The organism is Vogesella urethralis (assembly GCF_007644045.2).
GTDB classification, from domain to species: domain Bacteria; phylum Pseudomonadota; class Gammaproteobacteria; order Burkholderiales; family Chromobacteriaceae; genus Vogesella; species Vogesella urethralis.
Genome location: NZ_VMDW02000022.1, coordinates 1 through 24,832 on the forward strand (window position 1 = coordinate 1; position 24,832 = coordinate 24,832).

Sequence of the window (24,832 nt, forward strand, 5' to 3'; positions counted from 1 at the left end):
TACACCTATCGGTTATTTGGTTTGTTTAAAGAGCGGTGCTGACTTCGTTTCGTTTGCGTCGTCAGCTGAGGAGGCAAACTATACCCACCCCGCCCTGGGCCGTCAACACCTCGAGCACAAAAAAGTGCAAACAATTGCATAAGTGGCTGATTTCAAACACCGTTAAAACGGAAAATTTTCCGGTTCGCACAGTACTAGCCGTGTTTTACACTGGCAGCCTGTTCATGAAACCGGGCGATTTACCGTGCCTCATACCCCTGTTAACTGGTTATTTGACCTCGACGACACCCTGCATCACGCTGGTGCGGCGGTGTTTCCGATGATCAATGAATGCATGACGCGCTATATCAGCCACCATGTCGGCGTGAGTCGTGCCGAAGCGGACTGGATGCGGACGCATTACTGGGAACGCTATGGTGCGACGCTGGAAGGGCTGAGCCGGCATCACCACATTCAGCCGGCGCACTTTCTGCGGCATACCCATCCGATGGCAACGCTGCTACCACTGATTGAAACGTCGAACACCCTACCCGGCCTGCTGAGACAGCTACCCGGGCGCAAATGGGTGTTTTCCAACGGCCCGCAACATTATGTGGAGGCGATTGTGCGCCACTTGGGCATCGCGCATCAGATCGAGCGCAGCTTCGGCATGGATAGCTTTGGCCTGACGCCCAAGCCGAGGCTAGCGGCGTACCGCAGTGTGCTGCGACAGGCCGGGCTGGCTGCCGGCGACTGCATCATGGTGGAGGATTCGGTGCAGAACCTGCGAACGGCCAAGCGTTTGGGAATGCGCACGGTGTGGCTGAGCCGCAGCTACCGCAAACCGGTGTGGGTAGACTGGCGCGTAAGCAGCCTGGGTGAGTTACGGCGCCTTGCGTTGCTGCCATAGCGACAGCAACAGACAGAGCAGCGCCGCGGCCGGCCACAAATCAGACAGGAAGTCCAGCAGGGCACTCATATTCAGCAGATGGCCATACGGCCAACGGAACAGCGACAGCACGTCGGATTGCACTTCGCTGAGTGGCCATAGCGAAGCAGCCGCCTGTACCAATACCAGCGCCAGCATGGCGATCAGCGTCTGGATCAGTCTGGATAGTCCTGCCACCCACCAAGCCAGCAAGAAGCCGGCGGCCAGGCCGGTAATCAGGTGGGGGTTGACCCACTGGAACAGGGCAAACGGTTTTAGCAGCACACCCGCGGCCAACATCTTGCACAGCCATACCGTCAGCAGCAGCAATATGATGCCGCGAAAGCGGTCTGCCCGTTGCTTGAGCATACTGGTCAGGAACAAGCAGGTAGCCAGCAGGCTGGCCATCGCCCCGCCTGCTTCCAGCAAGAAGAGGAACAGCCTGGGGTTTTCCAGTGGCGATATATAAGGTTGGGGCAAGCCTTGCGGGTAGGCGACAACGCCGAACAAGGGCATGGCCGGGTTGAACTGGGTCAACAGCCACACACCCAACAACAACAGGCCGTAGTCAACCGCACTGTGCTCGGCAAAATGCCGGCGTCGCCATTGCCGCAGCTGGTGCATGCGGCGGCGGAACAGCGGCGACACCGCCAGGATGGCGCCCAGCACGCCACCGGCCACATTGCATAGCACGTCCAGATTGGAGGCCACGCGCATCGGCAGGAATTCCTGCAGGAATTCGACCGTGATGCTGGTAAGCAGGCATAGCAGCAACGCCAGTACAAAAGACAACCAGCGTGGCATCAAGAGCAAGGCCAGGCTGAAACCGTAGGGTACGTAGATCAGCAGGTTGGCCGCATTATCGAAAAAGCGGGTGTAATACGGTAGCGGATAGCTGAGGAACTCGAACAGCGGACGGCCGGAGTAGGCCCAGCCAGTGAACGGGTACAGGCTGAGAAAGAAGATCACCACGGCATTGACGAAGGCCGCATAAAGGGCAACATGGCTGTGCGCGGCGCGTCCAGTATGCGCGGTCATTTAGGGTGAACAATCCGGAAGATCAAACGGGGACAGCATACCCAGCCACCCGGTGGCAGGCAAGAAAAAGGGCACCAAAGTGCCCTTTTGCGCAGCGATCAAACCGGGATCAGAACTTGGTACCGATACCCACGCTGGTCACCAGCGGGTTGATATCCAGGGTACCAGCATCAGCACCGCCAGCTTTTACTTTGGTCTTGATCCAGATTTTTTTCATGTCCAGGTTCAGGAACACGTCTTTAGTCAGCGGCATATCCATACCCACTTGCAGGGCCGGGCCGAAGCTGTTTTTGTCTACGCTCAATTTCAGGCCGGACTTGTCCTTGAAGCCGTAGAAGCGGGTGTAGTTGATACCGGCGCCAACGTACGGACGGAACTGGCCTTCCGGATTCAGGTGGTATTGGGCGGTCAGCGTCGGCGGCAGCACTTTAACGGTAGCGATTTCGCTGCCGGAAGCGGTCACGGAGTGCTTGGAGGTACCCAGGATCAGCTCGACACCCACGTTGTTGGTCAGCATGTAGGTGAAATCGACTTCCGGGATGGTGTCATCCTTGACATCCACTTTCAGGGTTTCCAGGGTTTTGTCCACGGAAGTCTGCGGATTCACGTTGGTCACGCGGAAGCGGGCCAGGATGTCACCTTGGGAAGCAAAAGCGTTGGTGGTCAGCAGGGTGGCCAGAGCGGCGATAGCAAGCTTTTTCATGTTTATCTCCAAGCGGGTAGCTAGCAAAGTGGTTCGCTCGCTTGTCCGCTTATTGACTTGATTCACTGCGGACAGTAGCTTGCGACGTCTGAAACAAGATTAACCTTGCGCCGCACCATCGTTTTTGCGCTAGATCATGAAAAAATCATGAAATACCACGACTTGAGGGACTTCATGTCCCAACTCGAGGCCCAGGGCGAGCTCAAACGCATCGCCACACCGGTCTCCCCGCATCTGGAAATGACCGAAATCGGCGATCGCGTCCTGAAAGCCGGCGGCCCTGCCCTGCTGTTTACCCAGCCACAAACCGGGAGTCAGCGCTACGACATCCCGGTACTGGCCAACCTGTTCGGCACCCCCAAGCGCGTGGCCATGGGCATGGGCGCCAGCGACGTGATGGCGCTGCGCGAGATCGGCCAGACGCTGGCCTATCTGAAAGAGCCGGAGCCGCCCAAAGGCCTGCGCGATGCGTGGGACAAGCTGCCGCTGCTGAAACAGGTGCTATCAATGGCGCCGAAAGAAGTGCGCAAGGCTGCATGCCAGGAAATCGTGTGGGAAGGCGACGCAGTCGACCTGTCGCGGCTGCCGATCCAGCACTGCTGGCCGGGCGACGTGGCGCCGCTGATTACCTGGGGCCTCACCGTTACCCGCGGCCCACACAAGAAGCGGCAAAACCTGGGCATCTACCGCCAGCAGGTCATTGGCCGCAACCGCGTCATCATGCGCTGGCTGGCGCACCGTGGCGGCGCGCTGGACTACCGCGAATTCCGTGCGGCCAATCCCGACAAACCCTACCCGGTGGCCGTGGTACTGGGCTGCGACCCTGCCACCATCCTGGGCGCGGTGACCCCGGTACCGGATACGCTGTCCGAATACCAGTTTGCCGGCCTGCTGCGCGGCAGCCGTACCGAGCTGGTGAAGTGCATCGGCTCCGACCTGCAGGTACCGGCAAGCGCCGAAATCGTGCTGGAGGGCCACATCCACCCCAATGACATGGCGATGGAAGGCCCTTACGGCGACCATACCGGCTACTACAACGAGCAGGACAGCTTCCCGGTGTTCACCATCGACCGCATCACCATGCGCGAGAACCCGGTGTACCACAGCACCTATACCGGCAAGCCGCCAGACGAACCGGCCATCCTGGGTGTGGCACTGAACGAAGTATTCGTGCCCATCCTGCAAAAGCAGTTTCCGGAAATCGTGGATTTCTACCTGCCCCCGGAAGGCTGCAGCTACCGCATGGCGGTGATCAGCATCAAGAAACAGTACCCTGGCCACGCCAAGCGCGTGATGATGGGCTGCTGGAGCTTCCTGCGCCAGTTCATGTATACCAAGTTCATCGTGGTGGTGGACGACGACGTGAACACGCGCGACTGGAAGGAAGTGATCTGGGCGATCACCACCCGCATGGACCCGGTGCGCGATACCACGCTGATCGAAAACACCCCGATCGACTACCTGGACTTTGCCAGCCCGATTTCGGGCCTGGGCGGCAAGATGGGGCTGGACGCCACCAACAAGCTGCCGGGCGAGACGCATCGCGAATGGGGCGTTCCTATCACCATGAGCAATGAAATATCGCGCCGTATCGATAGCATTTGGAATGATCTTGGCTTATGAGAGATAGAATTTGTAGCCTAATGTAGTGCCATGCAAATAAAATGATGCCATTGCTTTAAAAGTCGGATAGCGACGCGCTGTTGCTGTCCGATTTTCTATCTGACCCTGTGACAGAAGCGAGGCTCATTTTGCTACCCCACACCACAACGCTTGGCCGCACCCTCACTCTCACCCTGCTCTGCACCGCGTTGGCATTGGCCGGTTGCGGTGGTGGCGGCGGTGGGGGTAGCTCGAGCCAGAGCACCAGCAGCAATGCAGCAGGCGTTAACAGCCCCAGCCTGCAACTCAGCGTCACCAGCCAATCAGGCGTAAGTACCAACAGCCTGAAAATCAGCGAGGAAGCCACCATCTCGCTCAAGGCCGTCGATAGCAGTGGCAATCCACTTAGCAACAAGATTGTTGAAATTGCCAATAGCGACAGCTCGCTCGGCACCCTTGAGGCCACCAAAGTCCTTACTGATAGTCAGGGTATGGCTACCACTCGCTTTACTGCCTCGACACAATCTGGCGCAGGTGTGCTGTCAGCAAGCCTTGTTAACGGCAGCAGTACGATCAGTAGCAACAGCTTTAACTTCAGCGTGTCACCGGTTCAATTCAACTTGAGTACCGTACAGCTTGGCGTTGCCAGTATCACCACAGGCGGCACCGTCTCCGCAACCGTTACCGCCACCGATAACAGTGGCAATGCTCTAGATGTACCACTGGATGTGACCTTTACATCCAACTGCGCCTCAAACAACAAGGCATTGCTCGACAATGCCAGCAGCGCCACCGTGAAAAGCCAGACCATTTTGGTTAATGGCATCAAGCAAACCCGAGCCAGCGTGACATATACGGATAAAGGTTGCACAGGGGTAGACAAGATCACGGCATCAGCCAAACTCGGCACCGTCACCAAGAGCAGCACCACAAACCCGGATCTTGTCATTACAACCGTTGCAGAAACCCCGACATCCTTGGAGTTTGTCAGCGCAACGCCCAAAAGCATCAAGCTGAAATCCTTGGGCGGTACCGTGAGCTCGGTCTTACTGTTCAAACTGAAAGACAAATTTGGCAACCCAGTCACCAACGCTCAGGTTACCTTCCAGTTGAATAGCACCGTGGGTGGCACCAGCCTGCAGCCGATCAGCAACAATCAGGCAGCCGTCAGCACACTCACTGGCACAACTGACACCAATGGCCAAGCTGCCGTTACCGTCTACGCAGGTAATGTCAGCACCATCGTTCGCGTCACCGCCAGTGTTGCATCAGGAAATGCCACCATTCAGACGCAGTCTAGTGATCTGACCATCTCGACAGGCATTCCGCATCACAGCGGGTTTTCGTTGTCCACTAGCAAAGCCAATCCTGAGTTTCTGGGATATGACGGTGAAACCGTCACACTGAGTGTCTATGCATCCGACCGCTTTGGTAACCCGACACCGGATGGCACGCCCATCAGCTTCCGAACTGAAGCAGGTATTGGCCAAGTCACCCCAAGTTGCATTACAACCAACGGTACATGCTCGGTAACGCTCACCAGCAGCGGTGATCGTAAAGCCCTGGTGGGTGCAGGTCGTCAGACCATCATTGCCTTTACAGATGGTGAAGAGAGCTTTACCGATACCAACGGCAATGGCGTATGGGACAGTGGTGAACCCTTCATCGACCTGCCGGAGATGTTCCTGCCTGCCGATAGCCGTGACTACAAGTCTTCCAGCCCAGGCGCCCAGGTCCGGGTCAATGGCGGAGCCTTCACGGAAGAGTTCATCGACTACAACCAGAACAGCCAGTGGGATGGCAAAGATGGCTACTACAACGGTGTCCTTCGCAGTAGTAGTGTGTCCAGCAGCATCGCCAAATCCCAGATCATCGGCGACATCGTCACTATCATCTGGTCAGGCAGCACCGCAGACAACACAACCTATAACGTGCCACTGCTGTGCATTAATGGTAACCGTACCTCCAGGCTCACCATTACCCCTCGGGATATCAATGGCAACACCATGCCGATGGGTACTATCATCAGCGTGAGTCCTGCCGCAGACCTCAAGCTGATTGGTGGCGGCACAGCCACTATCCTGAGCCAAACCGAACCTGGCAGCTATAGCTTTACAGTTGGCATTGCCAACGATAATGTTGCCTGCCCGACTAACGGCGCATTTGGCTCGGTTGTCGATATCAAGATCACAACCCCCAAAGGCATCGTTACCAGCACTCAACTGCCAATGTAATGCATTGCCCGGTTCTATCGTGAACCGGGCATGGCTATAATCCCTGCTTATTTAGCAAAGTGGAATCAACCATGACCAACCCGAACTCCCCCAACCGCCTGAAACGCCTGTCGCCGCGCCAACGCAAGAAACTGCGCGTCGGTGAATTCCAGGAGCTGGGCTTTACCGTGGTGGCCACCCTGAAAGAACAGGACGACGCTGCTAACGATGCGCTGCTGAACGGCTGGCTGGAAGCGGTAGACAGCCACAGCGTCAGCTTTGGCGGCCACTTCAGCGACGGCCAGCTGGACGGCGTGGTGTTTCCGGTAAACGGCGTAAAAGTGACCGAAGAAGTGAAAGCTGCGCTGGTGGCCTGGCTGCAAGCCCGTGCCGACGTGGCCAGCGTGGAAGCCAGCGACCTGCTGGACGTATGGCATAGCGCCTGGTAAGCCCGTCTTGCCAGCCCGCAAGCCCGCCCCTGCCGGCGGGCTTTTTTGCGCCTGGGGTACGTCAGGCCCATAAAAAAAGTTGGCCGCACCCCGGTTAAGGGTGCGGCCAACCTGGTCGCCCATCACGGTGCGGGTTCAGCCCCGCTCCAGCTCCCACAACGCTGACTGCAACGATTCCATGCGCGCATCCAGCGCGCTACGGGCGTCGGCCAACGCCTTGTTGTAGATGGCGGGGCCAATGCGGTCGGCCACCAGCAACACCAGCGCCTGGGCGTCAAAACCACCCAGTTCCACCTCGTGTTCGGCGGCCAGGTGTTGCTGTATCTGGGCGGCCAGTTCTGCCAGCTGCGGCTGGGTCAGATAGCGTTCATCGCTTTTCATGATGCATCCATCGTTATCCAGCCGACAGTGTCAGCGCATCAGCCCTGTTTGGCAAATGCAGGTTCCAGTTCCGGGTCGCGGCGCGGCTGCGGATCGATATCGTCGTCCTCGTCCAGCTCCGGCTGAGCGGCGCCCAGCTGGTTTTCGCTCTTGGCCACCACGCTGGCGGCAATGGCGTTACCCAGCACGTTGGTGGCGGAACGGCCCATGTCCAGGAAGTGGTCCACGCCCAGCAGCAGCAGCAGGCCGGCTTCCGGAATGTTGAACTGCGCCAGCGTGGCGGCAATCACCACCAGCGAGGCACGCGGCACGCCGGCCATGCCTTTGGAGGTCACCATCAGGATCAGCAGCATGGTGATTTCCTGCGACAGGCTCAGGTCGATACCGTAGGCCTGGGCAATGAAGATGGTGGCAAAGGTGCAGTACATCATCGAACCGTCCAGGTTGAACGAGTAGCCCATCGGCAGCACGAAGCTGGCAATGCGGTCGCTGCAACCAAAGCGTTTCAGGCGGTCCAGGGTTTTCGGGTAAGCGGCTTCCGAGCTGGCCGTAGAGAACGCCAGCAGCGCCGGTTCACGAATGGCACGCAGCAGCTCGAACACGCGACGCTTCAGGAACAGCGAGCCCATGGCCAGCAGCGCCAGCCACAGCAGGCCCAGCGACAGGTAGAACTGCGCCATGAAGCTGCCGTAGGTGGACAGGATGCCCAGGCCTTCCTTGGCCACCATGCCGGCGATAGCGGCAAACACGGCGAAGGGGGCGAAGTTCATCACGTAGCCGGTCACTTTCAGCATGATGTGCGCCACGGCGTCGATGGCGTCGATCAGGCCTTTGGCCTTGTCGCCGATGGCAGACGCGGCGGTACCGAAGAACAGCGAGAACACCACGATGGCCAGGATCTCGTTCTTGGCCAGCGCGTCAAACACGCTCTTCGGGATCAGGTGGCTGATGAAATCTTTCAGCGTCAGCGCGCCCTTCTCGATACCCGAGCTGGCGGTCACTTCCGGCAGCGGCAGGCCCAGGCCCACGCCCGGTTTCAGCAGGTTCACCAACACCAGGCCCAGCATCAGCGACACCAGCGAGGCGGTCAGGAACCAGCCCATGGCCTTGGCACCAATGCGGCCAACGGTGGCCGAGTCGCCCATGCGGGCAATACCCACCACCAGGGTGGAGAACACCAGCGGCGCAATGATCATCTTGATCAGGCGCAGGAAGATGTCGGTCAGAATGGACAGCTGGTCGGCAAACGACTTGATGGCCTCATCGCTGCCAGCCATTTCACGCCAGCCGTAGCCGGCCAGGATACCCAGCACCATGGCGGCCAGGATCATCTTGGTCAATCGATTAAGTTTCACGGTATTTCCCTGTATTGCTTTAGTGAAATTAATCCTTTGTAGTGTCCGCGCCGGTCATTGCCGGGCAGTACATCAGCGCCATGTGACGCTTGTTTTTTATTCCTTACCGGCAGGGGCTACCGGGCGGGGCTGGCATTAAAGCAGAAACCGGCCACGCTGTAATCAGGCAAATCCCGCACCGCCATACCGGCCTGCCACCCCTGCGTCATCCATGTCTTCTTTGCTGCATGTCGATGACAAAAAAACCGCATTCCACGCAACAAAGCAGCCCTTGCCACGCCGAATTAAACAGAATCCACCTCACCCAAGCTGGGCGGATGAAGGTCAAAAAAATGCCGCCATACCTTGCGGTAGGGCGGCCAAGCTTCACATCACATTCAAGAGGGAATCGTTACAGCGTGATCCAGCGCGGGCTGGTCAGGGCTGCCGGCTGCAGCACGGTGTCCAGCTGCTCGCGGGTCAGCAAGCCACGGCGCAGTACGATGTCGTACACGCTGCCGCCGCTCTGGTGGGCTTCGGTCGCCACTTCGGTGGCGGCGGCGTAGCCGATGTAGGGGTTCAGTGCGGTCACCAGGCCCACCGAGCGGTGCACGGTGTCCAGCAGATAGTCGCGGTTGGCAGTAATGCCGACCACGCAGTTCTCGCGCAGCGTGTCGCAGGCGGCGGCCAGGTGGCTGACGCTGCGGAACAGGCTGTAGGCAATCACCGGTTCGAAGGCGTTCAGCTGCAGCTGGCCGGCCTCGGCCGCCATGGTGACGGTCATGTCGTTGCCGATCACTTCGTAAGCCACCTGGGTCACCACTTCCGGAATCACCGGGTTCACCTTGCCCGGCATGATGGACGAACCCGCCTGGCGCGCCGGCAGGTTGATCTCGCCCAGGCCGGCTCGCGGGCCGGAAGACAACAGGCGCAAATCGTTGCAGCTCTTGGACAGCTTCACCGCCACGCGCTTCAGCACGCCGGACAGCTGCACGAAGGCGCCGCAGTCCTGGGTGGCTTCGATCAGGTTGGGCGCGGTTTCCAGCGCCAGGCCGGTCAGCGCCGACAGCTTCTCGCACACCAGCGTGGTGTAGTCCGGGTGCGCGGTAATGCCGGTGCCGATGGCGGTGGCGCCCAGGTTGATTTCCAGCATCAGGGCGCTGGCTTCGTACAGGCGTTGTTCGTCTTCACCCAGCATCACGGCGTAGGTGCGGAATTCCTGGCCCAGCGTCATCGGTACCGCGTCCTGCAGCTGGGTACGCCCCATCTTCAGCACGTCGGCAAATTCGTCGGCCTTGTCGTCGAAGGCATCGCGCAGGCGGGCCATGGCCGCCAGCAGGCGCTGTACGCCCCAGAAGGTGGCCAGGCGCAGCGCGGTGGGGTACACGTCGTTGGTGCTCTGGCCCATGTTGACGTGCTCGTTGGGGTGCAGGTGCTGGTATTCGCCCTTGCCGTGGCCCAACAGTTCCAGCGCGCGGTTGGCGATCACCTCGTTGGCGTTCATGTTGGTGGAGGTGCCCGCACCGCCCTGGATCACGTCTACCACAAACTGGTCGTGTAGCTTGCCGGCGCGGATTTCCTCGCAGGCCAGCACGATGGCTTCCTTGTGGTGATCGGCCAGCAGGCCCAGCTGGTGGTTAGCCAGCGCGGCGGCCTGCTTGATCACCGCCAGCGCACGGATCAGGTCGCCGTAGCTGGCGATGGTCTGACCGGTGATCGGGAAGTTTTCGATGGCACGCAGGGTGTGCACGCCCCAGTAGGCGTGTGCCGGGACCTCGCGGTCCCCCAGCAGATCGTGTTCCAGGCGGGTGGTCATAGGTGTTGTCTTTGTGCTTTTGTGTGGAGTGCGTGCACTGTAGCGGCAGCCCCGTGGCGGCGGCCAATTCCGAATGGCGATAGGATCATGCAAGATTTGCATGATCTGGCAAATGGCGGCATTTTGCGGCCAACACGCGGCTTTCTTGCCTGAAAGCCGCGCAAATTGCACACGCGCAACGGCAGCTGCGGCGCGCGTGATGTGTGGTGTGCCGGCACTGGCCGGCTGACGGGCAGCTGACTGCTACCGGCTTACCCAAGGCCCCGCCCCATCGCGCACGCAGCGCACTGCTGCCTTCCGCCAGCCCCTACACAGCCGGGTAACGTGCGGCCAACCCCTGCCACAGCGTATCCAGCTGCGGCAGCTCGCGCCGCGCGTCGCGGTAAACGCGGATTTCCATCGGCAGCGACCACGCCTCGCCGCCGGCAGCCGCCAGCTGCCCGGCCGCCAGCTCGCGCTGTACCGCGCTCTGCGGCAAGAACGCCACACCGTGGCCTTCCAGCACCATCGCCTTCAGGCCTTCGGCCATATCGGTTTCGAAACGCTGCTGCAGCAGGCAGGGTTGTGGCGCGCGTTCGATGATCAGCTCCACCATGCGGCGGAAGTAGGCATTGGGGCCGTAGGCCAAAAACGGCAGCGGCGCGCCGTGGCTGCCAGGCAGCTGCCACAAGGGCTGGCCATGCTCGGCGCGGCTGAACGGCTGCAGCGTTTCGCTGCCCAGGCGCAGGCCGTGGTAGCGGCTGTCCGGCAGCTCTACCGGGTGGCGCGGGTGGTGGTAACACAGCAGCAGGTCGGCGTTGCCCTCGGTCAGTGCGATCACCGCGTCGTGCACGTTATGCGCCAGCAGGCGCCAGGCCACTTCGCCCAGTGTGGCCTGCTCGTCGGCCAGCCAGCGCGGCACGAAGCCGAACGACAGCGTATGCGGTACTGCCAGCGTCAGCGTGGCGGCGTCGGCCTGCTGCAAACCGCGCAGCAGGCTGCGGGTGCTGGACAGCTCGCCCACCAGCAGGCGGGCTTTTTCCTGCAGCAGCTCGCCGGCTGGCGTCAGCCGCGTCGGCCAGGTGGTGCGGTCGATCAGGTCGGCGCCCAGCCAGTTTTCCAGCGCCTTGATACGGCGGGAAAACGCCGGCTGCGTCAGGTGGCGCAGCTCGGCCGAACGCGTGAAGCTGCCGGTTTCGGCCAATACCAGAAAGTCTTCCAGCCAGCGGGTTTCCATGCCTGCTCCCGTATCAAAGGTTGGCCGCAGCCTACCGTACTGCCGTGTCGCCCGCTACCAAGCGCTGCTGCCAGCGCAGCCAGCGGCCGGTGCCGTGCCACACCCAGCGCAACACTTTCCAGCCCAGTACGCTGCCGATCAGCCCCAGCACGGTCAGCACCAGCCCGAACACCAGCACGCTGCCAGAGGTGGCTTTGGGCAGGCCGCTCAGCTCAACGCTATCGGCGCCATCACGAATCTGCAGCTGCGCCACATTACCGCTGGCGTCACGCTCCAGGCGGAAATGCTCGTCGCCGTCGCGCGCTTCGATCACCAGCTTGCCGCTGGCCGGGTCTGGCTCGATGCGCACCGTTTCGCCGTGCTCGCTTTCGATGCGGATTCTTGGCGGCTGGCCGTCACGCGGGCCGGCGGCAATCAGCCACGGGCCGACGCCACTGTCGTTCACCACGATATGCTCCAGCGACGGCCAGCCGAACACGCTGTGGCTGGCCCAGCTGCCGGTAATGACCACGCCGGCAAGCAGCAGGCCGACCGCGCCCAGCCACAGGCTGCCCAGCCAGGTCAGCAACAACAGGTAAGGGAAGGCCAGCAGCACGTTCAGCACGCCCAGGCCGGCCAGTGCGCCCAGCGCCTGCTTCATGTTAGCCGGGCTTTTGTCGGCCTCCCAGTCGGCCAGTTTGCGTTCGGCAGTCAGCTCGCGCGCCAGCCGCTCCGGCTCGCCCAGCGCGGCGCACACCTCGGCCTCGCTGCGGCCATCGGCGGCCGCGTCGTCAAAATAGGCGCGGTAGTCGGCCAGAATCTCGTCGCGTTCGGCCGGGCCGAGCTTGCCCAGCGCGGCGGCCAGCCGTTGCAGGTACTGTTCACGGTTCATGGTGTGTCTCCTTCAGGGCCGTTGTGGCCCAGTACGGCATTGATCTCGGCAACGAAACTGCCCCATTCCCGGCGCATGGCGGCCAGCGCCTCGCCACCGGCCGGCGTCAGCCGGTAGTACTTGCGCGCCGGCCCGCTGGCCGACTCCACCAGATAGGTGCTGACCCAGTCGTCGGCTTGCAGCCGCCGCATCAGTGGGTAGATGGTGCCTTCGCTAATGTCCATGCTTTGCGCCAGCGTGCTGACGATCTCGTAGACATAGCTGTCGTGACGGGCCAGTACCGCCAGCACGCACATTTCCAGCGTGCCCTTGCGCAGTTGCGTCTTCATGGCTGCCCCCCGCCCCACACCTGGCGCAGGAAGGCCAGCACCTGCGCCGTCACGTGGTTGTGTACCGCATGGCGGCCGCCGGGCTCGCCGTCATCGCACAGGATGCGGTCGTCCTCTGGCTCGCCCGCCAGCAAGGCTGCGGCGCCCTGCTTGCAGTACGGCAGAAAGCTCATGTGCGCCGCCTCCGGCAACACCACATATGCGGTGCCGGCCGGCAGTTTGGCGGCCATGTCGGCCGACTCCAGCGCTGCCGGCAGCTGCGGGTTGGGCGCGCCGGCGGCGATCACCAGCGCCGGCACCGGCAGCTGCTGCAGGCTGCTGCGGGTAAAGCCGCGTGCCAGGCCCAGGTCCAGCGTCACCACCGCGCCGATGCGCGCGTCGCGCCAATCGGCTTGCAGCTGGCCACGGTTGGCCGCATCGCGGCCGCTACCCAGCGCCGCGTACACGCGGCAGGCGGCCAGCTCGCCATGCTGGCGGCAGTCGTCGTCGAACTGCGCCGGGTCGAAACGGGCACCTGCACTCATCATCACCGTCCAGCCGCCCAGCGAATGACCGATGGCCGCCACCCGCTTGCCGTCCAGCATTGGCGCCCAGCGCGGGCTGGCCTGCAGGGCATCCAGCAGGCGGCTAAGGTCACGCGGGCGTTGCCACAGCGCCGCCGATTGCGCGTTGAACGCGCTGCCGGTGCTGGTACCGGGGTGGGTGGCTGCGGCCACCATGTAGCCGTGTGCCACCAGTGCCTGCGCCAGCCAGCCCTGGTTATCGCGGTTGCCGCCAAAACCGTGCGACAGCAATACCAGCGGGTAGCGCCCCGGCTGTGGCGGCGCGTCGGTGGCCACCGGCTGGCCGACAAACAGCGGGTTGTCGCCCTGCAAGCGCAGCGCTGCGCCATCGGCAGCCGGGTACCACACCGCCACCGGCAGCGGGCGGCTGGCGTCGTCTTGCAGCACCAGGGTCTGGTAGCCCACCGCCGCGGTGGCGGTCTGCGTGCACAGCAGGCAGGCCAGTGCGGCCAACATGGCTTTCATCGTCGTCTCCTTACTACCTTGCAATACAAGGAACCAGCCGGCACCGTGCCGCTGATGATGGAGTCATCCTAGCAGCACACTACTGTGTATTGCAAGGTAGCTGTGTTCACCCATGATAATCCTGCAGCGTCAGTTAGGGGGAGACAGCAAGCCAGCCCTTGCCAGCCGGGGCATCCAGCGCGTGTTGCATTATGCCGACATGCTGAAAATGCACATTTCGATAATGTCCAACAAACGTTTAATTATTGATACAAAGCGCCGGCATAGTATCTGCCAGCCCCTTACACGGACCTGACCATGCGTTACCCGATCGCCTTGAGCGTCGCCTTGTTGCTGGCCTGGCTGCTATGGCCGGCCACGCCGGACGCTACGCCCGCACCTGCGCCGCAGGCCAGCGCTGCCGCGGCGACAAGCACTGCGACCGCCTTGCCCCTGCCCGCCATACCGGCGATGCCGGTCGCCACCCGCACGCCGGCCAGCGCCGTGCCGGACGACATGCAGCAATGGCTGGCGGCGCGCTACGGCAGCAACCCGCCGCTGCACCAGGCCATGCAACAGTTGGCCGCCGGCTGGGCCGAGGCCATCCACGACGTGCACGACAAGGCCAGCGCCCACCGCGCCGGCACCCGCATCGCCCGTGCCATCGCCTGCGTGATGGCCCCGGCTACGCTGGAGAGCAGTGGCCAGGACCAGCAATGGGCCTACGACCAGATCATCGCCGCGCGCGCCGAAATGCTGAGCCGCCCGGCCGACAGCGACGCCTACATCCGCTTTCAAGGGCTGGCCGCCGGCCAGTACTTTGCCGACCCCGGCGCCGAAGCCTGCAGTACGGCACCGGTAACATCACCCTGAGCAACGCACTTCGGGAGACACCCATGCACCAACGCACTACCGCACTCGCCGCCACCCTGCTGCTGGCCGTCGCCGGCAGCGCCCACGCCGCGCCATCGGCCGTGGTGTTCGTCAACGGCATCCAGAACAGCTTTGACGACGCCATCGCCAGCCTGCAACTGCTAAAAGGCAGCCTGCAGGCGCGCAAGCTGGACAAGGGCTACGTCTACGGCAACGCCTACAACGCCACCAACGGCTTTTTTGCCGACCTGCAGCAGGTGTTCCGCCAGAAAAGCCAGGAAACACAAAGCGCGCGCGACTTCTGGCGCTATGTGGACGGCGGTGCCGCGCAGCCGGGCTGGATGAGCCAGGCGATGGTGGACAGCTACGTGAAAAGCTTTGCCGGCGAGCAGCAGATGACCGAGCTGCCGCAGCACGTCGGCATGTACCGCCGTTATCTGGGCGAAGGCCGCAAGGTGGTGCTGGTGGCGCACTCGCAGGGCAACCTGTATGCCAACGTGGGGCAGAACCTGCTGGTGGGCGGCCCGGAAAAGGCTCTGGGCAAAGTGGTGACGGTGGGCGTGGCGTCGCCGGCGCAATACGTGCTGCCGCAATCGAGCTACGTCACTTCCAGCTGGGACCAGGTGATCAACGGCCTGCGCGTGGTGAAAAACGTGCTGCCGGCCAACGCCAGCATCGGTTTTCATCCGATCAGCGACCTGCTAGGGCATTCGTTTGCCAAGATCTACCTGAACAAGGACTACGCCACCAGCAGCACCATCCTGCAGCAAGTGAGCCAGAAAGCAGGGTAAGACGGTTGGCCGCAGGCGATGCGGCCAACCCGGCAAGCACAAGGCCCGCCGGCAATGCCGGCGGGCCTTGTACGTTGCGACGGCACGACCTTGCCGATAGCGGCTAGCGCCGCGCCTGCTCCAGCCAGTCGGCGGTGGCGTCGGCCGCCTTGAACTCGTGCACCACGCCCTGCAGCAGCGTAAACGCCTGCGCCGCGTCCAGCGCGTCACATGCCGCACGCAAGGCCGCCAGGTGCTGCGCCAGCTCGGCCGGCGCCAGGTGGTATTCCTGCGCCCGCATGATGCGCGGGTGCTCGGTGGGCAGCACGTTGTCGCCGATCAGCAGCTCCTCGTACAACTTTTCGCCCGGGCGCAGGCCGGTGCAGCGGATCTCCACATCGCCCTGCGGGTTGCGCTCGTCGCGCACCTGCAAGCCGGATAGGTGAATCATGCGCCGCGCCAGGTCGATGATGCGCACCGGCTCGCCCATGTCCAACACGAACACGTCGCCGCCCTGCCCCATCGCGCCGGCCTGGATCACCAGCTGCGCCGCCTCCGGAATGGTCATGAAGTAGCGGGTAATCTCCGGGTGCGTCAGCGTTACCGGGCCGCCGCTGGCGATCTGCTGCTTGAACAGCGGCACCACCGAGCCGGAACTGCCCAGCACATTGCCAAAACGCACCATCACGAAACGGGTGCGGCTGCCGGCCGCGTGGCGAGCCTGCAGCGCCAGCTCCGCCAGCCGTTTGGTGGCGCCCATCACGTTGGTCGGCCGCACGGCTTTATCGGTAGAGATCAACACGAAGGTCGGCACGCCGGCGTCTTCGGCGGCGCGGGCGCAGGTGTCGGTGCCAAAGGCATTGTTGACGATGCCGGCCACCGGGTTGTGCTCCACCATCGGCACGTGCTTGTAGGCGGCGGCGTGGTAGACGGTGTCCACGCGCATGCCCTGCAGCACCGCCAGCAAGCGCGGGTAGTCGGTGACGCTGCCCAGGAACGGTACCCGCGGCACCGCCGGCGCCAGCTTGGCCAGCTCCTGGTCGATGGCGTACAGTGCGTACTCGCTGGCCTCGAACAGCACGATGCGCGCCGGCTTCTGGCGCACAATCTGGCGGCACAGCTCGGAACCGATGGAGCCACCCGCACCGGTGACCATCACCACCTTGCCGGCAATGTTGGCCGCCAGCAGCTCGGGCTGCGGCGGTACCGGGTCGCGGCCCAGCAGGTCGTCGATGCCCACCTCGCGCAGCTCGGTGACGCGCACCTCGCCCGATACCAGGTCGGCCATGCCCGGCAGGCGCTTGATCGGCACGTGCAGCGGTTCCAGCTTTTCCAGGATCTCGCGGTGGCGGCCACGGCTGGCCGACGGGATGGCCAGCAGGATCAGCTCGGCCTCGGTCTCCTGCAGCAGTTGCGGCAGCTCGTGCGGGCCGTGCACTGCCAGGCCACGGAAGGTGCGGCGCCACAGCTGCGGGTTATCGTCCACAAACGCCATCGGGCGGTACTCGCGCCCTTCCAGCAGGCCGGCCATCAGCTGCAGGCCGGCGCGGCCGGCGCCGTAGATCAGCACCGGCTGGCGCGGCGCGTCCAGCGCGTCGATGCGGCGCACCACCCCGCGCAGCAGGAAGCGGCTGCCGCCGATGTAGGCCATGGCGAACACCCAGAAGATGATGATGGCGGTGCGCGGGAAGGCGCCGATACCGGCCATCAGGATCACCGCCATCAACACCAGCACCGACAGCGATACGCCGACGAACACGGTGTAGACGATGCGGTCGTCCAGAAACTTCAGCACCGCGCGGTACAGGCCCAGCTTGATGAAGATGGGCAGCACCCACAGCGGCGGCACGGCAAAAATCCACCAGTACGGGTCCAGCTTCGGGTCCCAGTTGCCGCCCAGGCGCAGCAGCACCGCGCTCCACATCGCCAGCGGCAGCAGCAGCGCGTCCAGCAGCATCAGTAGCGCCATCTTGTGATGGCGCGAGAAGGAAAGCAGTTTTTCCAGCATGTCAGTCCTAAAGGTTGGCCGCAGCGGTTTGCTAAAAACCGCTTTTGCCACCGAAGCACACAGAAAACACAGACGCCTGCGCCGTCGTTTCGGCCAAGCGTTTCATGCGCTTTGTGCTGCCCAAAGAAATATCAGCCTGGCACCGACACGTCGTGTTGCCTGTTCTTTATTGCGTCGGAGGCCAGATAATTATCGGGTCACGATCTTCAGCAAGGTGGCCACAATGATCTGCACGTCGCCGGCCAGGCTGTGGCTTTGCGCGTAGCGCACGTAGTAGCCCAGTTTTTCCGGCAGCACCTGCTCGATATAGGCGCGTTCCGGGTCGGCGGCTTTGCCCAGGATCTCGTTCTCGTCGATCATGCGGATCGACGCCCAGTCGGTAATGCCGGGGCGTACCGACAGCACGATGTCCTTCACGCTATCCGGGTAGTGCGCCACGTATTTGGGCACCTCGGGGCGCGGGCCGACCAGGCTCATGTCGCCGTACAACACGTCCAGTAGCTGCGGCAGCTCGTCCAGCTTGGTCTTGCGCAGCAGGTGGCCGGCGCGCGTCACGCGCTGGTCGGCGCCCACCGTCAGCTGGCCGGCGGCTTCGGCGCCAATCTTCATGGTGCGGAACTTGTGGATGCGGAACAGCTGGCCACCGCGCCCTACCCGCACCTGGCGGAAGAACACCGGGCCGGGCGAGTCCAGCTTGACCCACAGCGCGATGGCCAGCAGCAGCGGCCAGATCAGCCACAGGCCGGCCAGCACCGCCACCAGGTCGAACAGGCGCTTGGCCAGCATCGAGCCGGGGCGTGCGGCCAAGGTTGGCCGCAGCGTGTCTGGTGGCATTGCGCCCGGGCCGCTGGCGGCGCTTTGGCTGTCTTGTTGCGGATCGCGCATCACTGCCCCAGCAGCTGGCGCACGGCGGCGATGACGCGGGTCTGGTCGTCGTCGCTCATGCGGGTGTACAGCGGCAGCGTCACTTCGGCTTCAAACGCCGCGTCGGCCACCGGGAACTGCTCGCGCGTCAGGCCGTAGCTATCGCGCCATACCGGCTGGCGGTGCAGCGGAATGAAATGCACCGAGCAGCCAATGCCCAGCTCGGCCATCTTCACGATGAAATCATCGCGGCTGATGCCGGCCTGCGGCTGCAGGCGCACCGGGTACAGGTGCCAGGCGTGGTTGCTGCCGGCGTCGGCCGGGTGGGCGGGCAGGGTCAGCGGCAAGCCGGCCAGCTCGGCGTCGTAACGGGCCGCCATCGCCTCGCGCTTTTGCAGGAAGGCGTCGATCTTCTTCAGCTGGTGGATGCCCATCGCCGCGGCGGTATCCGGCATATTGTACTTGTAGCCCGGGGCCACCACTTCGTAGTACCAGGCCGGGGTCTTGGACGTATAGCGGTCAAAAGCGTCGCGGCTGATGCCGTGCAGGCGCATCACCTTGCAGCGGGCGATGATGTCGGCGTGACGCGATACCACCATGCCGCCTTCGCCGGTGGTCATGGTCTTGTTGGCGTAAAAGCTGAACACCGTCACATCGGAATCCAGCGCCCCCACCAGCGTGCCCTTGTAGTAGGTAGGCATGGCGTGGGCGGCGTCTTCCACCACCTTCAGCCCGTGCTCGCGCGCGATGGCGATGATGGCGTCCATATCGCAGGCCAGGCCGGCAAAGTGCACCGGAATGATGGCGCGGGTTTTGTCGGTAATGGCGGCGCGGATGGCGTCCGGGCGGATATTGAAAGTGGCAGCGTCCACGTCCACGCATACCGGGTGCGCGCCGAGGTAGCGCACCACCTCGGCGGTGGCGGTAAAGGTGTAGCTGGGCACGATCACCTCGTCGCCCTCTTTCACCCCTACCGCTTCCAGCGCCAGGTGCAGGCCGGCGGTGGCGGAGTTCACCGCGATGGCTTCCACACCAGCGCCGATGTAGGCAGCAAAATCCGCCTCGAACTGGCGCGTTTTCGGGCCGGTGGTTACCCAGCCGGAACGCAGCGCGTCGACCACTTCATTGATCTCGTCCTCGCCGATATCCGGCAGGGCGAAGGGTAAAAACTTCTGTTCAGCCATGTTCTTTTCCGTATTCATGCGGCAGGTCAGCCCGACCCGCCATTATCCTGCACCACCCCCCGTAGCGGGTGACGGTATGTAATCGATATGGGGCGATAGCGCCATGAATAGCGCTCATCGTCCCTTGAATGCCGTGGCCAATAAATTGAGCCGCACTCGCCAAGCCCAACAATTACCCCGCCCCTTGTTTCCCGGATGCGCCTACGGCTTATCCGGGCTACCACCTAGGCGACGCTGCCGATCCCGTTGGCGCGAGCCGGAGAAAATGGTGTGCCCCAGGTTTTAAGACGCCGATTTGTCTGAGCCCCGCGCCGTTAGCAAGGGGCGAGTTCGGCGGCGCCTGGGGCATGCCGTTTTGTCCGGGGTTTCGAGCAGCCCCGGGTCGCCTTTTCTTTGGGTTCTTTCTTTTGGCCACGCAAAAGAAAGAACCTCGCTGCCGCTCGACAGCGGCATGCAAACAGCACCGCGCAGCGGTTCATCAACGCGGTGAACGTTGGGCTTCATTTCATTCAGCCCAACCTACCCACGGCCAAAGGTTGGCCGCAAGCCTCGTTCCCCGGATGCGCCTACGGCTTATCCGGGCTACCAGCCACCGGCATACCCGGCGGCCACTTATTTCAACTTGTCCGACAACACCTTCCCCCACCGCTGCGTCGGCAGCTCCACCCAGCGGTGGATGGCCTGTGCGATGCCCCAGCTTACCGCCAGCGCGATGGCCACCATCGCCCACCACGGGGTGCCGTATTGTGCCAGCGTAAACAGGATCAGGTAACCGACCGTGGCGTGACACACGTACCAGGCGTAGCTGACGCTGGCCACCCGCGTCAGCAGCGGCGCCGCTACCAGCTGCGGCCGCAACGCCCCCGCCACAAACAGCGCCACGCCGATGCCGTAGCTGGCGTACAGGCCAGGGTCGCCCCAGCCGGTGAGCCACACGTACAGCGCCAGCATGCCGATAAAGTGCAGCACGGTTTCCACGCGGCCGGCGTGGCCGGTCTGGTAGAAGTACACCCAGCTACCTGCAAACATCAGCGGGAAGTAACAGACGATGGTCTGGAAGCCGTTGACCGGCGCAAAGCGGCACAACCACACCAGCAGCGGCAGCAGCAGCCAGATCGCCCACTTGATGCGGCGGCCGGTAATGGCAAACGCACCGCCCAGCATGGCGTAGAACCACAGCTCCACCTTCAGCGTCCACATCACCGGGTCGATATTGCGGCCGCCTATCCAGTCGATCAGCGCGATGCTGACGTGGCCCAGCACGTCGCGCGCGCTCACGCTCCACACGCCACCAGGCAGCTGTGCGGCCAACCATAGCGCGGCTACCGTCACCACCAGCCCGGCCCAGTAGGTGGGGTAGATGCGGAAGAAGCGCGACACGGCAAAGCGCAACGTGCCCATGCGCGTCAGCGATAGCGGAATCAGCAGGCCGGAAATCAGCAAAAACAGCCCCACCCCCACCGCGCCCAGGTTGAACGGCAGCACGAACGACGCGCCGTCGTAGCCCGGCAGCGGCGGCACGCTCATCACCTCGGCAATGCGGTCGCGGCGCTGCCAGAACGTCTGCGTGTAGTGGAAGAACACCACGGCCAGCATGGCCAGGCCGCGCAGGCCGTCGGCAAAATCAAAGCGGATGTGCGGCTGCTGGCTCATGCGGCCTCCGGTGATCGCGGGCGGCTGCCCAGTATTTCGACAAAACGCAGCAGATAGCCGTCCGGGTCTTGCCACAGGCCTTCCAGCTGGCCTTCTTCTTCGTGTTCGGACACCGCGTACCAGCTTTCCTGCACCGGGCGGAAGCAGGCGTAGCCGGCGGCCTGCAGCCGTGCGGCCAACGCGGTCACGTCGTCGACTTCGATCTGCAGGTTGATACCGCGCCCAAACGGCAGCTGCAGCTCGCCGGTGTGCCAGCCTTGCGGGTGCCAGGCTTCCAGCATCAGCTGCGCCTGGCCCTGCTCCAGGTAGACAAAATCGGGCTCGCTGCGACGAAAGCGCACGCCAAAACCGGCAGCCAGATAAAACGGCAGCGATTGCGCCATGTCGCGCACGGTCAGTTCCGGCACCATCGGGTTCCAGTAGGGTTCGCTCATCGTGTCAGGCCCTGTGGTGTTGCTGGCCAGCGCCTTAGCGCAAGCCCTGCAGGAAGCGGCGCGCCAGCACCGCGTAATCGTGTTTGGCCAGCACAAACTGCTTGCCGGCGGCGCCCATGCGGCCGCGTTCGTTCGGCGTGGTGGCCAGCAGGCGGCGGATGCCGTCGGCAATGGCGGCCGGGTCTTCCACTGCCACGCTGACGCCGCAGCCGGACTCGGCCACCATGTCGTTACCGGCTTCCACCGAGTGCAGCACCGGGCGCGCGGCCATCATGTAATCAAACAGCTTGTTGGGGTTGATGCCGAAGCGGTAGATCGGCAGCTTGCGCCAGCCGATGTACAGCGCGTCGCACTCGGCCAGGAAGGCCGGCACCGCGCGCTTGGCAATGGCCGGCAGGAAGCTGACGTTATCCAGGCCCAGCGCCTGCGCCTGCGCGACCAGCGCGGCCTTGTCCGGGCCGTCGCCCACCAGCACCACCTGCAGCTTGTCGGCCAGCGCCGGGTCTTGCCGGATCAGGCTGGCCGCCTGCAGCAGGTAATCCAGCGCGTTGGCCAGGCCGTGGCCGCCGGCGTAACCGAGGATGAAGCGCTTCTGCGCCTTCAGCTCGGCCAGGCGCATGCGGTGCTCGGCCGGCAGCGGCTCGGGCTTGCCCTGCCACTCGGCCACGTCCACACCGTTGGGGATGACCACGTATTTTTCCGGTGCCATACCGTGGGCCAGCATGTAATCCTTGGCACACGGCAGCATCGACACCACGGTGTCGGCTTTCTTGTAGCCGAAGTCCTCGGCCCACTGCAGCAGGCGGATGAACGGATGTTTCGGGCTCATGCCCCCCACCTCTACCGGCGTCAGCGGCCACAGGTCGTGCACCTCGTACACCAGCTGCGCGCCGGTACGGTTAGCAATGAAAGCGGCGGGGATGGTGTCCAGCGGGTAGGTGGACGAGGCGATCACCACATCCGGTTTCCAGTCGCGCAGGTAGCGGCCGGACAGGCCCATCAGCCGGCCCAGGAAGCGGAAGATATTGACCACGCGCTTGACGCCGTTGCCCTCGTAGCGCGGCGTCTTGCACCAGGTGTAGCGGATGCCGTCGATGTCCTGGTCGGCGTACTTGGCCGTTAACTCCGGGTTGCGCTGGCGCAGGTGCGAGTAGTCGGCTGCCACGATATGCACTTCGTGGCCGGCTTTCACCCATTCGCGGGCCAGGTAGTAGGGGCGGAATTCCATGCCGTGCAGCGGGCTGCCGGCGTAATGGTTGATATACAGGATTTTCATAGTCGGTTTCCGGGCAGCCGCGCCGCCCGACACATTCAGGAGACCTGGCTGCTGGCTTGTTCCATGCGCAGCCAGTCGAAATACGCCAGCACGATGCCCAGCGGCGCCCACAGCATGCCGTGGGTGAGCAGGCGTTCGGTGCTGGGGATGGCGCCACTGGCCACCCACTGCATGCCCACCACCAGGCAGGCGAGCATCATGCCGCGGCTGGACAGGCCGTAAGCCATCAGAAAGCGCATCTGGCCGCCTTTAGCCACACGCTGCCAGCCGGCGTAATCGTTGGCCGCCAGCCGCGCAAACCAGGCGCCATTGCGCCAGTGCCACAGCGTGTAAGCCAGCGCCAGCGCGGCGTGGCCGCCCAACGTGGCGGCGGTGAGCGGCGCACCGTACCACAGCCATTGCACCAGACAGAACAGCAACCACAACGGCAGCGCCACGCGCAGCAGGGTCATCGGCATCGAACGCTTCATGCGGCCAACCCCCGGTACAAATCCACCAGCTTGGCGCCTTCGGCGGCCCAGCTGTATTTGGCCAGCACCGCCTGCTTGCCGGACAGGCCCATCAGGCGGGCGCGTTCGTCGTCGCCCAGCAGCTGTGCGATGGCGTCGGCGATGGCGCGCGGGTCTTGCGGGTCCACCAGCAGGCCGCAGTCGGCGTCTTCGATGATCTCGCGCCACAGCGGAAAATCACTGGCGATCACCGGCATGCCGGCCGCCATGTACTCGAATAGCTTGATCGGCAGCGATTCCACGTAGCTGGGCGTCGGCAACAGCGTCACCAGACCGATCTTGCTGGCAGCCAGCACGTCGGCCACCCCGGCGCGGTCCAGCACGCCCAGGTCGTTAACGCGGCTCCAGCCGGCTTCGCGCTGCAGCGCGGCTTTCAGGTCAGGCTCGCTCCAGATGCCGGCCAGGTTAAGGCGGGTGTCGGTGTCCGGCAGCGCGGCGATGATGGGCTCGATGCCACGGGTGCGGCTGATGCCGCCCAGGTAGCACACTTCGTTGCGGCGGCTGGCCCACGGCGTGTCGCGCACCAGCTCGGCCAGGATCGGGTAGTTGCACACGTCCACCACACGGCGGGCGCCGGCCTGTTCGAAGCGGCGGCGGATAACCGGCGTGGCGGCCACGATGGCGTCGAAGCGGCGCGCAGCGTAGTCTTCCAGCGTTTCCACCCCGCGCGACACCAGCGGCCGTGCCATGCCGGGAATCCAGTGCTTGGCCAATACCTGGCGCGGCACGTCCTCGTGCACGTCGTACACCACCTTGATGCCGGCCTGCTGCAGGCGCAGCGCGGCGGGGATCAGCTCCGGATCATGAAAGTGCGCCACGTCCGGCATCAGCTGCAGCGCTTTTTCGTACACCCGCTTCACGGTGCCGGTCATGCGCGACAAGCGGCCGCCGCTTTTCGGCCCCACATCGTGCAGGCGCACGCCACGGTTGATCTCGTCGCCGTTGCCGTCGGCCACGATCAGGTGCACCTCGTGGCCGGCTTCGGCCAGCGTGGCGCACTCTTTCACGAAGATGCGGATATCGTGGCGCGGATGGGCGCTGGTGAGATGGGCAATTTTCATCTGTTCAAACCTGTGTACGGGTGACAACGCGTTCCTTGGCCGGGAAAACCTGTTGGCCACGAAAAAACGCAAACCTTTCTTTTGCCACGAAAAAACACGAACTTCTCTCAGCCACGGAAAACGCGGAAAGCACGGAAGCACACCGACACCGCTGCGGCCAACCCTGCTTAGGCGATGGTTTTGTCCGCGCCTTCCGTGTATTCCGTGGCAAAAATGCCTTTATCTTTTCGTGCCCTTTAGTGGGTTTCGTGGCTAACGCCTTTACTGCTTCTTGGCAACGAAAACCACGAAAAAACACGAACCTTTCTTAGCCACGGACAAAACGGAAAGCACG

At 63.3% G+C, this 24,832-nt stretch carries 23 protein-coding genes; 6 read left to right on the forward strand and 17 right to left on the reverse strand.

Features of this window, described 5'->3' with window-relative positions:
- Nucleotides 1-244 precede the first annotated feature (244 nt).
- A complete protein-coding gene (locus tag FLQ03_RS00890) occupies nucleotides 245-889 on the forward strand; it encodes a pyrimidine 5'-nucleotidase (RefSeq protein WP_144373986.1) in 645 nt (214 codons plus the stop codon).
- Here FLQ03_RS00890 and FLQ03_RS00895 read toward each other — a convergent pair.
- On the reverse strand, nucleotides 863-1,945 hold the full coding sequence (locus FLQ03_RS00895; RefSeq protein ID WP_144373987.1) for a VanZ family protein: 1,083 nt from the start codon (nucleotides 1,943-1,945) through the stop codon (nucleotides 863-865). The genes FLQ03_RS00890 and FLQ03_RS00895 overlap by 27 nt on opposite strands.
- A 109-nt stretch (nucleotides 1,946-2,054) precedes the next feature.
- Nucleotides 2,055-2,648, reverse strand: coding sequence for an OmpW/AlkL family protein (locus tag FLQ03_RS00900; protein WP_144373988.1), 594 nt, complete (start codon nucleotides 2,646-2,648; stop codon nucleotides 2,055-2,057).
- Nucleotides 2,649-2,795: 147 nt separating this feature from the next.
- On the opposite strand from FLQ03_RS00900, the gene ubiD reads away from it, so the two are divergent.
- The 3 genes from ubiD to FLQ03_RS00915 all read left to right on the forward strand — a co-directional run bounded on the left by ubiD (nucleotide 2,796) and on the right by FLQ03_RS00915 (nucleotide 6,912).
- Nucleotides 2,796-4,271, forward strand: coding sequence for a 4-hydroxy-3-polyprenylbenzoate decarboxylase (ubiD, locus tag FLQ03_RS00905; protein WP_144373989.1), 1,476 nt, complete (start codon nucleotides 2,796-2,798; stop codon nucleotides 4,269-4,271).
- 80 nt (nucleotides 4,272-4,351) lie between these two features.
- Entirely contained in the window at nucleotides 4,352-6,484 is a 2,133-nt protein-coding gene (locus FLQ03_RS00910; RefSeq protein WP_170252273.1) for an Ig-like domain-containing protein, read from the forward strand.
- A 71-nt stretch (nucleotides 6,485-6,555) separates the two neighbouring features.
- Complete coding sequence (locus FLQ03_RS00915) at nucleotides 6,556-6,912, forward strand: YggL family protein (RefSeq protein WP_144373991.1); 357 nt, start codon at nucleotides 6,556-6,558, stop codon at nucleotides 6,910-6,912.
- A gap of 135 nt (nucleotides 6,913-7,047) precedes the next feature.
- Here the strand turns inward: FLQ03_RS00915 and FLQ03_RS00920 are convergent, their stop codons facing one another.
- The 7 genes from FLQ03_RS00920 to FLQ03_RS00950 all read right to left on the reverse strand — a co-directional run bounded on the left by FLQ03_RS00920 (nucleotide 7,048) and on the right by FLQ03_RS00950 (nucleotide 13,887).
- Complete coding sequence (locus FLQ03_RS00920) at nucleotides 7,048-7,293, reverse strand: DUF2164 domain-containing protein (RefSeq protein ID WP_144373992.1); 246 nt, start codon at nucleotides 7,291-7,293, stop codon at nucleotides 7,048-7,050.
- 38 nt (nucleotides 7,294-7,331) lie between these two features.
- Nucleotides 7,332-8,648, reverse strand: coding sequence for a dicarboxylate/amino acid:cation symporter (locus FLQ03_RS00925; protein ID WP_144373993.1), 1,317 nt, complete (start codon nucleotides 8,646-8,648; stop codon nucleotides 7,332-7,334).
- Nucleotides 8,649-9,039: 391 nt separating this feature from the next.
- Complete coding sequence (gene aspA / locus FLQ03_RS00930) at nucleotides 9,040-10,443, reverse strand: aspartate ammonia-lyase (protein WP_144373994.1); 1,404 nt, start codon at nucleotides 10,441-10,443, stop codon at nucleotides 9,040-9,042.
- Nucleotides 10,444-10,750: 307 nt separating this feature from the next.
- Nucleotides 10,751-11,659, reverse strand: coding sequence for a LysR substrate-binding domain-containing protein (locus FLQ03_RS00935; protein WP_144373995.1), 909 nt, complete (start codon nucleotides 11,657-11,659; stop codon nucleotides 10,751-10,753).
- A 31-nt stretch (nucleotides 11,660-11,690) separates the two neighbouring features.
- On the reverse strand, nucleotides 11,691-12,530 hold the full coding sequence (locus FLQ03_RS00940; protein WP_144373996.1) for a DUF1700 domain-containing protein: 840 nt from the start codon (nucleotides 12,528-12,530) through the stop codon (nucleotides 11,691-11,693).
- Entirely contained in the window at nucleotides 12,527-12,859 is a 333-nt protein-coding gene (locus FLQ03_RS00945; RefSeq protein ID WP_144373997.1) for a PadR family transcriptional regulator, read from the reverse strand. The genes FLQ03_RS00940 and FLQ03_RS00945 overlap by 4 nt, the downstream gene beginning before the upstream one ends.
- Complete coding sequence (locus FLQ03_RS00950) at nucleotides 12,856-13,887, reverse strand: alpha/beta hydrolase family protein (RefSeq protein ID WP_144373998.1); 1,032 nt, start codon at nucleotides 13,885-13,887, stop codon at nucleotides 12,856-12,858. The genes FLQ03_RS00945 and FLQ03_RS00950 overlap by 4 nt, the downstream gene beginning before the upstream one ends.
- A gap of 297 nt (nucleotides 13,888-14,184) precedes the next feature.
- Between FLQ03_RS00950 and FLQ03_RS00955 the strand changes: the two genes are divergently transcribed.
- Both FLQ03_RS00955 and FLQ03_RS00960 read left to right on the forward strand, forming a co-directional pair.
- Nucleotides 14,185-14,739: a hypothetical protein gene (locus FLQ03_RS00955; RefSeq protein WP_144373999.1), complete on the forward strand. Its 555-nt coding sequence runs from the start codon at nucleotides 14,185-14,187 to the stop codon at nucleotides 14,737-14,739.
- Nucleotides 14,740-14,762: 23 nt separating this feature from the next.
- Nucleotides 14,763-15,530: a hypothetical protein gene (locus FLQ03_RS00960; RefSeq protein WP_144374000.1), complete on the forward strand. Its 768-nt coding sequence runs from the start codon at nucleotides 14,763-14,765 to the stop codon at nucleotides 15,528-15,530.
- Nucleotides 15,531-15,633: 103 nt separating this feature from the next.
- Here FLQ03_RS00960 and FLQ03_RS00965 read toward each other — a convergent pair whose 3' ends face one another.
- From FLQ03_RS00965 to FLQ03_RS01000, 8 genes are all read right to left on the reverse strand, one after another.
- Complete coding sequence (locus FLQ03_RS00965) at nucleotides 15,634-17,517, reverse strand: polysaccharide biosynthesis protein (RefSeq protein ID WP_144374001.1); 1,884 nt, start codon at nucleotides 17,515-17,517, stop codon at nucleotides 15,634-15,636.
- A 189-nt stretch (nucleotides 17,518-17,706) separates the two neighbouring features.
- Complete coding sequence (locus FLQ03_RS00970; RefSeq protein WP_276607751.1) at nucleotides 17,707-18,402, reverse strand: sugar transferase; 696 nt, start codon at nucleotides 18,400-18,402, stop codon at nucleotides 17,707-17,709.
- Nucleotides 18,402-19,565 carry a DegT/DnrJ/EryC1/StrS family aminotransferase gene (locus FLQ03_RS00975; RefSeq protein WP_144374002.1) on the reverse strand — a complete coding sequence of 388 codons (1,164 nt, stop codon included), beginning with the start codon at nucleotides 19,563-19,565 and terminating at the stop codon, nucleotides 18,402-18,404. The genes FLQ03_RS00970 and FLQ03_RS00975 overlap by 1 nt, the downstream gene beginning before the upstream one ends.
- A 612-nt stretch (nucleotides 19,566-20,177) precedes the next feature.
- A complete protein-coding gene (locus tag FLQ03_RS00980) occupies nucleotides 20,178-21,218 on the reverse strand; it encodes an acyltransferase family protein (RefSeq protein ID WP_144374003.1) in 1,041 nt (346 codons plus the stop codon).
- Nucleotides 21,215-21,652, reverse strand: coding sequence for a bleomycin resistance protein (locus tag FLQ03_RS00985; RefSeq protein WP_144374004.1), 438 nt, complete (start codon nucleotides 21,650-21,652; stop codon nucleotides 21,215-21,217). The genes FLQ03_RS00980 and FLQ03_RS00985 overlap by 4 nt, the downstream gene beginning before the upstream one ends.
- A gap of 34 nt (nucleotides 21,653-21,686) precedes the next feature.
- Nucleotides 21,687-22,928 carry a glycosyltransferase family 4 protein gene (locus FLQ03_RS00990; RefSeq protein WP_144374005.1) on the reverse strand — a complete coding sequence of 414 codons (1,242 nt, stop codon included), beginning with the start codon at nucleotides 22,926-22,928 and terminating at the stop codon, nucleotides 21,687-21,689.
- Nucleotides 22,929-22,963: 35 nt separating this feature from the next.
- Complete coding sequence (locus FLQ03_RS00995; protein WP_144374006.1) at nucleotides 22,964-23,398, reverse strand: hypothetical protein; 435 nt, start codon at nucleotides 23,396-23,398, stop codon at nucleotides 22,964-22,966.
- The gene (locus tag FLQ03_RS01000; RefSeq protein ID WP_144374007.1) at nucleotides 23,395-24,498 is read right to left on the reverse strand and encodes a glycosyltransferase family 4 protein; all 1,104 of its coding nucleotides are present in this window, start codon (nucleotides 24,496-24,498) and stop codon (nucleotides 23,395-23,397) included. The genes FLQ03_RS00995 and FLQ03_RS01000 overlap by 4 nt, the downstream gene beginning before the upstream one ends.
- Nucleotides 24,499-24,832: the final 334 nt, after the last annotated feature.

Coding starts and splice junctions, on each gene's coding strand:
- FLQ03_RS00955 (WP_144373999.1), top strand. CDS start 14,185: ATGCGTTACCCGATCGCCTTGAGCGTCGCCTTGTTGCTGGCCTGGCTG.
- FLQ03_RS00900 (WP_144373988.1), bottom strand. CDS start 2,648: ATGAAAAAGCTTGCTATCGCCGCTCTGGCCACCCTGCTGACCACCAAC.
- FLQ03_RS00990 (WP_144374005.1), bottom strand. CDS start 22,928: ATGAAAATCCTGTATATCAACCATTACGCCGGCAGCCCGCTGCACGGC.
- FLQ03_RS00945 (WP_144373997.1), bottom strand. CDS start 12,859: ATGAAGACGCAACTGCGCAAGGGCACGCTGGAAATGTGCGTGCTGGCG.
- FLQ03_RS00970 (WP_276607751.1), bottom strand. CDS start 18,402: ATGCGCGATCCGCAACAAGACAGCCAAAGCGCCGCCAGCGGCCCGGGC.
- FLQ03_RS00935 (WP_144373995.1), bottom strand. CDS start 11,659: ATGGAAACCCGCTGGCTGGAAGACTTTCTGGTATTGGCCGAAACCGGC.
- FLQ03_RS00920 (WP_144373992.1), bottom strand. CDS start 7,293: ATGAAAAGCGATGAACGCTATCTGACCCAGCCGCAGCTGGCAGAACTG.
- FLQ03_RS00995 (WP_144374006.1), bottom strand. CDS start 23,398: ATGAAGCGTTCGATGCCGATGACCCTGCTGCGCGTGGCGCTGCCGTTG.
- ubiD (WP_144373989.1), top strand. CDS start 2,796: ATGAAATACCACGACTTGAGGGACTTCATGTCCCAACTCGAGGCCCAG.
- FLQ03_RS00960 (WP_144374000.1), top strand. CDS start 14,763: ATGCACCAACGCACTACCGCACTCGCCGCCACCCTGCTGCTGGCCGTC.
- FLQ03_RS01000 (WP_144374007.1), bottom strand. CDS start 24,498: ATGAAAATTGCCCATCTCACCAGCGCCCATCCGCGCCACGATATCCGC.
- FLQ03_RS00915 (WP_144373991.1), top strand. CDS start 6,556: ATGACCAACCCGAACTCCCCCAACCGCCTGAAACGCCTGTCGCCGCGC.
- FLQ03_RS00985 (WP_144374004.1), bottom strand. CDS start 21,652: ATGAGCGAACCCTACTGGAACCCGATGGTGCCGGAACTGACCGTGCGC.
- FLQ03_RS00940 (WP_144373996.1), bottom strand. CDS start 12,530: ATGAACCGTGAACAGTACCTGCAACGGCTGGCCGCCGCGCTGGGCAAG.
- FLQ03_RS00975 (WP_144374002.1), bottom strand. CDS start 19,565: ATGGCTGAACAGAAGTTTTTACCCTTCGCCCTGCCGGATATCGGCGAG.
- FLQ03_RS00965 (WP_144374001.1), bottom strand. CDS start 17,517: ATGCTGGAAAAACTGCTTTCCTTCTCGCGCCATCACAAGATGGCGCTA.
- FLQ03_RS00980 (WP_144374003.1), bottom strand. CDS start 21,218: ATGAGCCAGCAGCCGCACATCCGCTTTGATTTTGCCGACGGCCTGCGC.
- aspA (WP_144373994.1), bottom strand. CDS start 10,443: ATGACCACCCGCCTGGAACACGATCTGCTGGGGGACCGCGAGGTCCCG.
- FLQ03_RS00950 (WP_144373998.1), bottom strand. CDS start 13,887: ATGAAAGCCATGTTGGCCGCACTGGCCTGCCTGCTGTGCACGCAGACC.
- FLQ03_RS00895 (WP_144373987.1), bottom strand. CDS start 1,945: ATGACCGCGCATACTGGACGCGCCGCGCACAGCCATGTTGCCCTTTAT.